This window comes from Chthoniobacter sp. (assembly GCF_040003245.1).
Taxonomy (GTDB): domain Bacteria; phylum Verrucomicrobiota; class Verrucomicrobiia; order Chthoniobacterales; family Chthoniobacteraceae; genus Chthoniobacter.
On the sequence record NZ_JBDUCX010000221.1, the window covers coordinates 1 to 11,603 of the forward strand.

An 11,603-nucleotide genomic window follows, 5' to 3' on the forward strand; every position below is an offset into this window, starting at 1 on the left:
CGGGCAGGCGCCCCGCCAGGGCCGCCGCCGCGCTATAAGCAAAAGCCTGCCGGAGCAGGTGACGACGGGTGATACCGGGGGAAGCGCTAGGATAGGAATTCATGGGAGGGAGCGGCCATCCTTGAAAACAAGATCGAGCGCGTCAAGGAACGAGCGCCTATCTCTTCCGTTGAATCGCCGAACCGCCGCGCAAAATCTGCAATCCGCCTAAGCCTAACGGCGGAAAAAGATTCAAGCCAAGCAGGTTAATGAGGATATCGACGACCAGAAACCAAATCGGTAAAAAACGCTATGGGAAGCAATTCGGCGGAGGTTCCGCTCTTTTCTGCTTCTGAAAATCGGCCCCCTCATAAGAGATGACCTTGATGCTTCGAACGAGCACTTTACCGGCGCCCGGTTTTGGACAGCCCTCGTTAATGCGAGCCGCAAAAATGCTATAGGCGGCAGCCGGCAATGCGCGAAAATCGAATTCGATCTCTGCTTCATGCCAGGTGTCATCACCGATATGACTGTGCGGAATATGGTAACGCTTGCGATAGGGCGAATAGGCGTTATCCGGGTCAGACTGCCGGCTTCCGCCGACTTCCAGAAGGCTGCTCCCCTCCTGCTCACGCTGCATGGGAATCATTGTAAAAAAGACATTAATCACCTTGGCGCTGGACTCGACAGCTTTGTACGCAAAACGCGCTCTACCAAAGAGTGTCGCCAGCTTCTTGTTTACTCCCACCGACTCGGAAGCGGAGGCGGAAATCTGCACCGCATACGACGCCCCCGGCCCATCGTCGTGCCCCGAGGTTGAGACCAAGCGAATATGGTGTTCGAATTGACGCGTGGTATCATAGACGCCCCAGTCCCTGAATTCGGGATCTTCGGCATCGCTGTCGAAGATAAGAGTGCCGAACGGTTGGGCAGGATTGGCTTCCGATCGTTCTGAGAGCCGCAAGTCACGCTTGCACCAGTCCGAAATCTCTTGAGCCAATGAATCGGAAAGACGGTAGGTGTCGAAATCACGATAAATCTTCCCGCAAGTATCGGTCGGCAGCCGCGGCATGCGACGGTCTTTGAGAAGAAGACATCTTCGCTTCAAGGCGTACATATATCCTAGCTCGAGTGAGATGTTCGGATTGAATTCGCGCTCGTCGATCTCCTCGAAGACGGCAATTCCGAAGCGGCAATACCTCATGTAAAGCTGGATATTCTCCCAGAGGTCATCCGAGAGTGCGGCGTCCTTGGCGAGGCGCGCAATCAATCCGTATCTGGAAAGTGTTTGCCGGATCGCTGTTTCGATTTCTTTGAAATGGTCGGTAGAGCGATAACGCATCATAATAAAAACGTTACGCTCGAATGCCTTTTCGAGTTCGCTCAAGAGGGGCGTTTGCTCCGTCATGGACAGGGAATTGCCGGAATGCTTTTCTGGCGGGGGAACGTTTTCATGAAGGGTGCTGGCGGAGAGCGATGAGCCTAGAGACGGCCGAGAATTTTACGCGCCGCGGCCTTCTCATGCTCGAGCGCGGCGGCGGCCGGTATTCCATGGATGCCGATCGTGATCAAGGTATCGCCCTTGAGGATGTTCATCATGTCGAGCCCGGTTTTGTCGTGATAGAAAATGGCCTTGTCGCCGAAGCCTTCCACCTTCGTCGATTTGCCGCCGCCGGGTGGGAGCACGGAAAACATGGTCGCCGCGAGACCGGGCGGCCCGATGAGGAAATCGAAGACAAGGGTCTTGCCTCCTTTGACACCCTCGTAACTCCATTCCGAATCGTAGAATCCGTCCTTGCCTTCCTTGTTGCCGCCCTGCGCGTCTTTCACCGGCACGCCGAGGATCTTCTCCGCGTCGGCTTTGGTGATGACCGCGGGGATGTCGACTTTTCCCCCGGCCCACGCGGAATCCGCGCTGAGACCAACAACCGCGATGACTAAGCCAGCAATCAGGGAGTGTTTCATAAACAAGTACCTCACCCGGATGGAAGCAGAACACCGGCCCGCGCGTCCACGCTGAAGACCGGGAGTGGCTCAATTTGGATTCACCGTGTAATGCGTGATGTACGTTCCTACATCGCTAAGAATGGTCAATTACCCTTGCTGTTGACACAGGCTTTCGGCGTAGGTCAGCGCGACCACCCGGACGGCGGTGTGGCGGGCGGCGTGCTCTGCACGTCCACATTGAGGAATTGCAGGTTGCGGGTGTCCTGGAGGGTGAGCGGGGCGGCGGCGCTGGTGATGTGGATATTTTCGAGGATCAGGCCGGTGATGGGACTCTCCGGCAACCCGGCGATATCGATCGCTTTCCTGGTCGTGCCTTCGCAGGTGATGTTGAGGAAATGGATGTTGCGGATCTGAGGCGTGCTGTCGGTGACTGGCCGGGCCTCGGGCTTGAGCGCGGCTTTGCGGTCGTCGTAAAAGAGCGAGAGAGTGATGGCGGTCTCCACGTTTTTCATCGTGATATCCCGGTAGGTGACGTTCTCGATGACGCCACCGCGGGTGCGGTCGGATTTGATGCGCAGGGCGGTGCCGGTGTTTTCAAAGGTGCAATGCTGCACGAGGAAATTGCGGACGCCCGCCTCCGTTTCGCTGCCGATCGAGACTCCATGGCCGTGCAGGAATTTACAGTCGATCACGGTCACGTTTTCCGTCGGCTCGCCGCCCACATTGCCGGCTTTGACCGCGATGTTATCGTCGCCGGTGTCGATGGTGCAGCGGCGGATGAGCACCTCGCGCGAGTTGGCGGGATCGATGCCATCCGTGTTCGGCGAGTCGGCGGGCGCGCTGATGGTGACCCCCTCGACGAGCACCTCGCTGCAATGGTGCGGCACGAAATGAAACATCGGCGAGTTGCGCAGCGTGACGCCTTGCAAATGAACGCGCGTGCAATTGCGCAGGGTGATCAGGTAAGGCCGCGGGACGTAGAGCGGCTTGGCCGGCGTGGGGGTGGCGGCCGGCTTCGCCGCGGTGGAATCGGCGGGCAGGGTGGTGGCGGCGGCCACCGGCCGGGCCGCGACGGCGCGCTCGGCGGCTTTGTCGGATTTGGCCCACCAGACGGCGCCGTTCCCGTCGATGATTCCTTCACCGAGGATGGCAATATCCTCGAGTTTCACGCCATTGATGAGGGGCCGCAGTTGTTTGCGAAACGCATCGATCTCCGCCTGGCTGGCGGGCAGCGGGTTCGGCAGGCCGAAGTCCGCAAACTGATCGGACGCCTGGATGACCGCGCCTTTCTCCAGCACCAGCGCCGTGTGACTCGCGAGTTCGATCGGGCCGGTAATGAAGACCCCGGAGGGGACGATCACGCGCCCTCCCCCCGCCTTCACACAAGCCTCAATGGCCGCGCGAAAGGCCGCCGTATTCAGGGTGGCGCCATCGCCCTTGGCGCCGTAGTTGATGATCGGGAAGTTGCGCTGGGGAATCGTCGGCGCCTGCGGCTCGCGGAAGGTCGGCTCCTTTGCGTCCGCAGCACCGAGCAGCAGGGCGACCGCACCGGCCGCGGACCAGACTTGGGAAAGGGTGGGGAGTTTCATATGGGGGAATCAGCGTGCCGCCCGCGCGATGGGGCCGGTGTGCGTGGTGCCGCATCCTCGCCATTGTGGCCGGCGATGAACAGCCGCATGCTCGCTCTTTCTCCCGGCAGGATTTTTCGCCTGACCATTCGCGCTTCACCCGCCATACCAAACGCCCTCCACCCATGCGATTCCCCGTCTCCCTCCTCGCCGCCTTGATCCTGTCCGCTGCGCTCGCGCCCGTTGTCCTCGCCGCCGACGCCCCCCCCACAGCGCCACAACCCGGCCCCACGCCCCTGCCTGCTACCTGGAACGGCTACCAGAAACTGGAATTCGATGTGGCGGGCCATCACGCCACCGTGGTGAAGCCGAGGACGCCTGCGGCGGGCAACCCCTGGATCTGGCGCACAGAATTTTTCGGCCATGAACCGCAGGGCGACATCGCGCTGCTCGGCCTCGGCTGGCATGTCGCTTACATCAGCATCAGCAATATGTACGGCTCGCCGGCTTCGGTCGATTTGATGGACCAGTTTCACGACTACGTGGTGAAGACCTACGGCCTGAATCCGCGCGCGGTGCTCGAGGGTTTCAGCCGTGGCGGCCTTTACGCGGTGAACTTCGCCGCGACTCATCCGGACAAAACCGCGGCGCTTTACCTCGATGCCCCGGTGCTCGATCTCCGCAGTTGGCCGGGCGGCAAAGGCACCGGCAAGGGCGACGCCCATTGCTGGCAGCAGGCGCTGGAGATCTACGGTCTCACCGAGGACACGGCGAAGGATTTCAAGGGCAACCCGCTCGACCGCCTCGCCCCGCTCATCGCGGCAAAGATTCCGGTCCTGACCATCTGCGGCGACTCCGATAAAGTGGTCCCCTATACCGAGAATTCCGCGATCCTCGTCGAGCGCTTCAAGGCGGCGAACGCGAATGTCTCCGTCATCCTCAAGCCGGGCGGTGACCATCACCCGCACAGCCTCAAGGACCCGCAACCGATCGTCGATTTCCTGACGCAGTACGCCTACCCGAAGTAACTGCGGCGCGCCGTCTCTTCCCCGCCGATGTCTTCCCGCCCCGCTCCCCTCGCCCGCGGGCTGGAGCCATTCGTCGCCGGGCTGTGGATTCTTTTCGTCCTCGTTTCGCTGCTCAGCGCGGCGGGGTGGAGCTTCGGCATCGGCGAGGGCTCGCTGGAAAGATCGATCTCCAATCAGGATCTGCGCGCCGCCTTGGTTTTGCTTCTGGCCCATGCCGATCTCGCCTGGATCACGCTGGCGGCGGCCAATGTCTATTTCAGCCTCGTCGAGAGCCTCGGCCTCGCCACCGCGCGACGCTGGGCGCTGCTCATTCTCGGGAGCGTCATCGCGCTGGCCTGGGTGAGTGCGGCGACCGGGTTTCCGCTCGGTCCCATTCGTTACGGCGCTCCACTCGGGATGAAGCTGGGACCCGTCCCGCTCGGCCTGCCGCTGTTCTGGTTCTCCGCAATCATCGGGGCGCGCGAGGCGCTGTTGCGCTTCCTCCCGCGTCTCGGCCACGCGGCGCTGGCGGGCGGGGTCGGCGTGCTGGCTCTGCTCACCGATCTCGCCCTCGAGCCATTAGCGGCGCAATGGCGCGGGTTTTGGTTTTGGCGCGGCGCATCTCCCACCCTGCCGCCGGTCTTCGATCCGCCCTTCACCGCCAGTCTCGCCTGGGGCCTTCTCGCCGTGCTCGTGGCCCTCGCCTTGCGTGAGCGCGACGTGGTGGCTTCCGCCCAGAAGCGATCTTGGAAACCGGCGGTCACGCTGGCGATTTTCTGGGCCGTCTTCCTCGCCGCGCACCTCGCTCACCGGCTGAAGCATTAGGCTCCTTAACATTCATCTGAACTAGCGGATTACCAACGCGCCGCTGGCCAAAAACGGTTTGCCCTCTTTTTGCTATCCCAGTCGTTCGACATCAGTATTTAGTCCCGGCGTGTCTGCCATTGCTTCGCCCGATCTGTCGTCCGAGCCGAAGAGTCTTTACGGTCGCATCCCTCTGTTCGTGAAGATCCTCGTGGGGTTGATGCTGGGGCTCATCGTCGGCTACTGCTGGGGGCCGGGGGCGGCGGTGCTACGGCCGATCAGCCTGAGTATTCTGACCCTCCTCCGGCTGCTGGCCACGCCCTTGGTCTTCCTCGCGATCCTGCATGCCATCATTCATACGCCGATCAGCGGGAAGTCGGGGATGCGGCTGTTTTATTTCATCTTCACGAATACCATCGCGGCCATCCTCATCGGGCTGCTGGTGGCGAACCTCCTCCAGCCGGGAGCCACGGCGCACTTGCGACCGGAAGGGACGGCGCTGGTGGCGGACAAGAAGGCCTTCAACATGGGCGAGGACCTGTTGCAGAAGTTCATCCCCACCAACCTCATCGACGGCTTCCGGGAGAACGAAATCATCCCGGTGCTGGCTCTCGCGGTGGCCTTTGGGATCGCCCTCCGCGGCGTGCGCCGCAAGGTGGGCGTGGCGGCGGAGACGGATGGCGTCGCCACGCTGACGGCGCTCTGCGATACGTTTTTCCAGGCGGTCATGGTGATGCTGCACTGGCTTTTTCACCTCGTGCCGCTGGCGGTTTTCGCCGTGGTCGCGGCCACGGTGGGGACGCAAGGTTTTGGGCCGCTACTGAAGATGGCGAATTTCGTGGGGGCGGTGCTGGTGGCGCTGGGTTTGCAGGGGGTCTTCTACCTGGTGCGGCTGCGGTTCGGCTCCTGGGTACGGCCGGCGATCTTTCTCAAGCACAGCGCCGACGCACTGCTCACGGCTTTTTCCACGTCCAGTTCAGCGGCCACGTTGCCGGTCACGTTCGCCGCCGCCCGGGACAAGATCAAGGTGCGGGAGCAGAACGCCAGCCTCGGGGTGATGGTGGGCGGCACCTTCAACCACGATGGGACGGCGCTCTACGAAGCGATGGCGGCGCTCTTCATCTCGCAGGGTCTGGGAATGCACCTCTCCTTTCTCCAGCAAGTGGTGGTGGTCATCATGTCCGTCATCGCCTCCGCCGGCGCGGCGGGGATTCCGGAAGCGGGCTTGGTGACGATGATGGCGGTCTTCTCGGCCGTGCATCTGCCGGTGGAATTCATCCCCTTGCTCCTGCCGCTGGATTGGTTTCTGGATCGCTGCCGCACCGCCATGAACGTGATGGGCGACCTCACGGTCACGTGTTTATTGGATGGGAAAACGAGTGAAGCGGCGGCCCTCGCGTCCCTGCCCGCCGGGGAAGGGCTCGAGCCGGTCTGAGAGGCCGCTTTTCAGTGTAGTAGCGCGTCTTTGGGCGGAAAAGGCGCGGCTATTTCCTCGCCCGCCGATGTCACTCATCGTCTGAGCCATTAGAATTATCACACGATTTTCGCCAAGAAATTTGGAAAAGCTGTGTTATAAGGGGAAGTTATGAAATCGGGACTACTTCAACTCATCAAGCGCGCCTTCACTCGCGAGCCGGAATTACATCCGGTCGAGCGTGGGATGGCACGGCGCTGGATCAAACAGCGTCTGGTCAACGTTTTCCCCGAACTGCGCAACAATCCGGTCGCTCTCGAGCGCGCCTATCAGACGCTGGGCCTCCAGGCCCGCGCCGGGGCTTCGCCGGATGAACCGGAAACGGTGTTCGAGATGAACATCCCGGGAGAGAATTAAGCACCTCTCTCGCAACGGGTTGCGATTTCCGACTGCCCGCAGTCGGAATTAATTGCTAAATAAAAAAGGCAGGCACCAAACCAGTGCCTGCCTCTTAAAAATTGCCGTCTCGTTTAGAACGGGATGTCGTCCTCGGCCGCGTCCAGGTCGGGATCGACGGGCGGCTTGCGCGCAGGAGGTGGCGCCTTCTTGAAGCCGCCACCGGAACCACTGCCCCCGCCACCGGAAGGCGGGCCATCGTATTCCCCTTCACTGGAGCGAGGGCGACCGCCACCACCGCCACCTCCCTCGGCTCCGCCTTCGCGGCCTCCGAGGAGCTGGATGTTGTCGCCCACGACCTTCAACTTGGAGCGCTTCTGCCCGGTCTGCTTGTCGTCCCACGTATCGAGTTGCAGGCGGCCTTCCACAAAGAGTGGCCGGCCCTTCTTGCAATACTCGCCCACGATCTCCGCCGTGCGCCCCCAGAGCGTGACGTCGATGAAGGTGACTTCCTCGCGCTTCTCGCCGCTCTCGGTGGTGTAGTTGCGGTTGACGGCCAGGCCGATGTCCGCGATCGCAGTGCCCTTCGGCGTGTACTTGATCTCGGGATCACGGGTCAGGTTCCCGATGATCATCACTTTGTTGAGGCTGGCCATAAGACGTGGGTGGGGACGGGGCGCCGGATCAGGCGGCAGCCTTCGGGGTGCGCGGGGCCTTTTCGACCTTCTTGGCAGCCAGCTTTTGGTAGTGCTGGCGATAGACTTCTTCGTCCAGCGTGAAGCGGGCGCGGAGCTTCTCGATCGTGGTCGGAGGAGCGTTGAAGATGAAGTTCACGTAGTAGCCGCTGTCGAGCGGGCCGGCGGTGTAGGTGAACTGACGGCGGTCCATCTTCTGGACCTGTTCGATGGTGGCGCCGTCTTTCTTGAATTCGCCTTCGAGGCGCTCAATCACGTCTTTCGCGCCATCTTCACTGCCTTTGACATTGAGGACGAGGAGTCCTTCGTAGCGGTTTTTGGTACTCATTTAGGTATTCGGGGTTGGTTTTAGTTGTAAGCGTTCATGGCGGCTCCAAGGCCGCGGGTGTGGGCGCAGTCGATGGCATCCAGGGCGCGGTCGAGACTCTGCTCCAGTTCCGGCCGTTCCTCCAAGGCAAAACGCCCCAGCACGTGATCCACCGCATCGCGCTCGGCGGAACCGATGCCGATGCGCAGGCGCGGAATGGCCGGCGTGCCGAAGTGCTCGATGATCGACTGGAGGCCATTGTGGCCGCCGGCCGAGCCATTCGCGCGGAAGCGCAGCTTGCCGAGCGGCAGGGCCATGTCGTCGAGGATCACGAGCACCTGGGCGGGCTCGATCTTGTAGAACTGGCTGAGTGGACGCACTGCCTGGCCGCTGAGGTTCATATAGGTCAACGGCTTGCAGAGGAGGAGATCGCCGGCACGGGCCACTTCGGCCTGCCAGCTTTTCTCGACACGGAACTCGGCCCGCTCGCGCGCAGCGAGACGGTCGAGCACGAGGAAGCCCACGTTGTGGCGGGTGTCGCGATACTCGCGGCCGGGGTTGCCGAGGCCCACAAGGAGCCGCAGACCCGGGACGATATCGGAAGACATGTGTGCACGCGCCGCAAGAGCTGGCTACTTCTTGTCGGCAGGTTTCGCAGGAGCGGCGCCCTTCGCCGGAGCGGCGGCAGCGTCGTCCTTCTTCTCCTTAATGACTTCGGGGCCGGCCGCGGCTTCCGCAGTGGCAACGGGCTCGATTTCCACGGTCGGGGCCGACACACGGACAACGATCAGGTCGGCGTCGATGCGCGTGGACACGCCTTCGGGGAACTTGATGTCCTTCACATGGATCGCGTCGCCCACGTTGAGCGCCGAGACATCGAGGGTGATGAGTTCCGGGAGATCCTTGGGCAAACACTCCACTTCGAGCGCGTGCATCGAGATCTCGAGAATGCCCCCGAAATTCTTCACGCCGGCGGGTTCGCCAGTCGTTTCCACCGGAATGGCCGCGTGCAAGACTTCATCGGCCTTCACCGCATGGAAATCGACGTGCAAGACCTCACCCTTGAGCGGGTGGTGCTGCACTTCCTGGACGAGCGCGAGGCGGCTGCTCTTGTTGCCGCCGTCGGTGATCTCGAGATCCACGAGGAAGTGCTCGCTGGTCGCATGCGAGAGGATGTTGCGGATTTCGCGGGCGTTGACCGAGAGGGCAATCGGCTTGTCATGACCGCCGTAAACGACGGCCGGGACGAGGCCCTGCTGTTTGATTTTATTGACCGCGGAGCGGCCGGTTTCGAGCCGCGTCACCGCGGACAGTTTTTGTTGTTTGGCCATAGGGTTTAGACTTTTTCGGTTTCGCTGATTTTGAAGAGAGAGGAGACGGATTCGTCGTCGTGGATGCGCAGGATGGCATGCCCCAGCAACTCCGCGATGCAGAGCGTGGTAATCGGAAAGCCATCGCCCGAACGCACCGGCACGCTGTTGGTGGTGATGAGCTCGGAGACGTGGGATTTCTTCAGGCGTTCGATCGCCAGGTCCGAGAGCACGGCGTGAGAAACGCCGGCGATGATCCTGGTCGCGCCGCGTTCGTGCAGGATCTTCGCCGCGCTGCACAGGGTGCCGGCGGTTTCCGTCAAGTCATCCACCATGATCACTTCGCGGCCCTCGACGTCGCCAATCACGTTGAGCGCCTCGATCTCGGTGGCGCTTTTGCGGCGCTTGGCCACGATGGCCAGGCTGGCTCCGAGTGCCTGGGAATAGGCATCCGCCATCTTCAATCCACCCACGTCCGGCGAAACGACCGCCGGGTTGTTGAAGCGCTTTTCGCGCAAATAGCGAATCAGCACCGGCGCGGCGTAAAGGTGATCGACCGGAATATCGAAGAACCCGGCCACCTGCTGGGCGTGCAGGTCCATCGTGAGCACGCGATCGACGCCGGCGGCCGTGAGGAGATTGGCCACCAGCTTGGCCGTGATCGGCACCCGGGGCTGATCCTTGCGGTCCTGCCGCGCGTAACCGAAAAAGGGAATCACCGCCGTGATGCGGGCCGCGCTGGCCCGCTTGGCCGCATCCACCATGATGAGCAGTTCCATCAGGTTCTGGTTCGTCGGCGGGCAGGTCGGCTGCACCAGGAAGACATCGCGGCCGCGGATGTTCTCGTTGATCTTGACGAAGGTCTCGCCGTCCGGAAACGAGTCGACGGTAGCGTCCCCGAGCGGCACCCCCACGCTCGCGCAAATGCGTTGCGCGAGCTGGCGGTGCGCCGAGCCGCAGAAGATCTTCATTTCGGTTTGAGAGCGGAACATGCTGGGAAAAACGGGAGGGCGACTCTAGAACGCGTCCTTGGAAAGACAAACGGAAAGTGCGCGAATCTGCACCGGGGCGAAAATACACCCCCGAACTCCCCGGTCGCTCCCTCCCCCTCTCGAAGCGGTTTCTCGTCACTGACTTTTCACGGGAAAGGCCTGATGGACGCCCTTTTGCGTAAATCCACCCCTCAAAAAATCCTTTACATCCCGTATGCGGCCCGTTACGAAATCCCATTCCTTGAGCCACCCCTAGGCGCAAGACAAACCAACCAACAAGGAAATATACCCTAAATGAATAAGATCGCATTCCCCTTGATCGCCTGCCTCGCTCTCGCCTCCAGCGCGTTTGCGGGTCAAGAGGTCAAAGAAAGCAAAGACTACAAGACCCCGGCTGAACCCTGCTTCAAGGACCAAGAGCTCCAATTGGACATCTTCGGTACCTGGACGGAAGCCAATAACAACAACCAGAACAGCAATGGTTTTGGTGGCGGCCTCGGTGCCAACTACTTCTTCATCAAGTATCTCGGCGTCGGAGTCGACGGCAACGTCTATGATGGCGGTCATCATGCCGTCGCAGACTTCACCGGGCGCTTGATCGTTCGCTTCCCCATCGAAATGGGCAGCTTCTGCATCGCTCCCTACGCCTTCGGCGGCGGCGGTCTGTCGTTTGACGACACCACTGTCGGCACCTGGCATGCGGGCGGCGGTCTCGAATGGCGCGCCACGCACAAGATCGGCGTCTTCACGGAAGGCCGTTACACTTGGGGCGGAAACGACGTGAACGCGACGCAAGTTCGCGCTGGCGTTCGTATCGTGTTCTAAGCGACCTCAGTAGAAATAATCACACACGCCGGGATGGAAACATCCCGGCGTTTTCTTTTGCCCGGATCAGAGGCCCGGAGGGCCTGTAGAGATTTGGCAGTGTTCATGCCTTGGCGAAGAGACAGGCTCGGATCCCCGAAAACTTTTGCACCTTGAACTGCCTTGATTTACCTTGATTTGGCTTAAGCGGCCTTGATTTCTCCTTGGCCCGATCAAGCCTTATCAAGGCGTGCGGAAGCTCCCTATCACCGGGCAATCCGCGGATGCCGAACTCTCGAAGCTGGGCGGTTCCGATCGGCAAGCCGTAGGCAATCTTGCCATTGCGGGTGGAATGGGATTCGTCTGACTTCATGCGCAGT

At 61.4% G+C, this 11,603-nt stretch carries 14 protein-coding genes; 5 read left to right on the forward strand and 9 right to left on the reverse strand.

Features of this window, described 5'->3' with window-relative positions; translation table 11 throughout:
- Window positions 1-289: 289 nt before the first annotated feature.
- From ABJF10_RS24015 to ABJF10_RS24025, 3 genes are all read right to left on the reverse strand, one after another.
- Entirely contained in the window at window positions 290-1,366 is a 1,077-nt protein-coding gene (locus ABJF10_RS24015) for a hypothetical protein (protein ID WP_348547157.1), read from the reverse strand.
- Between the two features lie 95 nt (window positions 1,367-1,461).
- On the reverse strand, window positions 1,462-1,944 hold the full coding sequence (locus ABJF10_RS24020; RefSeq protein WP_348547158.1) for a hypothetical protein: 483 nt from the start codon (window positions 1,942-1,944) through the stop codon (window positions 1,462-1,464).
- 164 nt (window positions 1,945-2,108) lie between these two features.
- On the reverse strand, window positions 2,109-3,515 hold the full coding sequence (locus tag ABJF10_RS24025; RefSeq protein WP_348547159.1) for a glycoside hydrolase family 28 protein: 1,407 nt from the start codon (window positions 3,513-3,515) through the stop codon (window positions 2,109-2,111).
- 164 nt (window positions 3,516-3,679) lie between these two features.
- Between ABJF10_RS24025 and ABJF10_RS24030 the strand changes: the two genes are divergently transcribed.
- From ABJF10_RS24030 to ABJF10_RS24045, 4 genes are all read left to right on the forward strand, one after another.
- A complete protein-coding gene (locus ABJF10_RS24030) occupies window positions 3,680-4,522 on the forward strand; it encodes a prolyl oligopeptidase family serine peptidase (RefSeq protein WP_348547160.1) in 843 nt (280 codons plus the stop codon).
- 27 nt (window positions 4,523-4,549) lie between these two features.
- On the forward strand, window positions 4,550-5,326 hold the full coding sequence (locus ABJF10_RS24035) for a carotenoid biosynthesis protein (protein WP_348547161.1): 777 nt from the start codon (window positions 4,550-4,552) through the stop codon (window positions 5,324-5,326).
- Window positions 5,327-5,435: 109 nt separating this feature from the next.
- Complete coding sequence (locus ABJF10_RS24040; RefSeq protein ID WP_348547162.1) at window positions 5,436-6,740, forward strand: dicarboxylate/amino acid:cation symporter; 1,305 nt, start codon at window positions 5,436-5,438, stop codon at window positions 6,738-6,740.
- Window positions 6,741-6,890: 150 nt separating this feature from the next.
- Window positions 6,891-7,136 carry a hypothetical protein gene (locus ABJF10_RS24045; RefSeq protein ID WP_348547163.1) on the forward strand — a complete coding sequence of 82 codons (246 nt, stop codon included), beginning with the start codon at window positions 6,891-6,893 and terminating at the stop codon, window positions 7,134-7,136.
- 113 nt (window positions 7,137-7,249) lie between these two features.
- On the opposite strand, the gene ssb is transcribed toward ABJF10_RS24045, so the two are convergent.
- The 5 genes from ssb to ABJF10_RS24070 are packed head-to-tail and all read right to left on the reverse strand — an operon-like array spanning window position 7,250 to window position 10,398.
- Entirely contained in the window at window positions 7,250-7,771 is a 522-nt protein-coding gene (gene ssb / locus ABJF10_RS24050) for a single-stranded DNA-binding protein (RefSeq protein WP_348547164.1), read from the reverse strand.
- Between the two features lie 28 nt (window positions 7,772-7,799).
- A complete protein-coding gene (locus tag ABJF10_RS24055) occupies window positions 7,800-8,138 on the reverse strand; it encodes a 30S ribosomal protein S6 (protein ID WP_348547165.1) in 339 nt (112 codons plus the stop codon).
- A 20-nt stretch (window positions 8,139-8,158) separates the two neighbouring features.
- The gene (gene pth, locus ABJF10_RS24060; protein WP_348547166.1) at window positions 8,159-8,725 is read right to left on the reverse strand and encodes an aminoacyl-tRNA hydrolase; all 567 of its coding nucleotides are present in this window, start codon (window positions 8,723-8,725) and stop codon (window positions 8,159-8,161) included.
- 24 nt (window positions 8,726-8,749) lie between these two features.
- Window positions 8,750-9,448: a 50S ribosomal protein L25 gene (locus tag ABJF10_RS24065; RefSeq protein WP_348547167.1), complete on the reverse strand. Its 699-nt coding sequence runs from the start codon at window positions 9,446-9,448 to the stop codon at window positions 8,750-8,752.
- Window positions 9,449-9,453: 5 nt separating this feature from the next.
- The gene (locus ABJF10_RS24070; RefSeq protein ID WP_348547168.1) at window positions 9,454-10,398 is read right to left on the reverse strand and encodes a ribose-phosphate pyrophosphokinase; all 945 of its coding nucleotides are present in this window, start codon (window positions 10,396-10,398) and stop codon (window positions 9,454-9,456) included.
- 315 nt (window positions 10,399-10,713) lie between these two features.
- Here ABJF10_RS24070 and ABJF10_RS24075 point away from each other — a divergent pair, with 315 nt between their 5' ends.
- Window positions 10,714-11,244, forward strand: a complete 531-nt coding sequence (locus ABJF10_RS24075; protein ID WP_348547169.1) for a hypothetical protein — start codon at window positions 10,714-10,716, stop codon at window positions 11,242-11,244.
- A 103-nt stretch (window positions 11,245-11,347) separates the two neighbouring features.
- Here the strand turns inward: ABJF10_RS24075 and ABJF10_RS24080 are convergent.
- Window positions 11,348-11,603, reverse strand: a 256-nt coding sequence (locus tag ABJF10_RS24080) for a hypothetical protein (RefSeq protein WP_348547170.1), incomplete at its 5' end; no start/stop codon positions are given.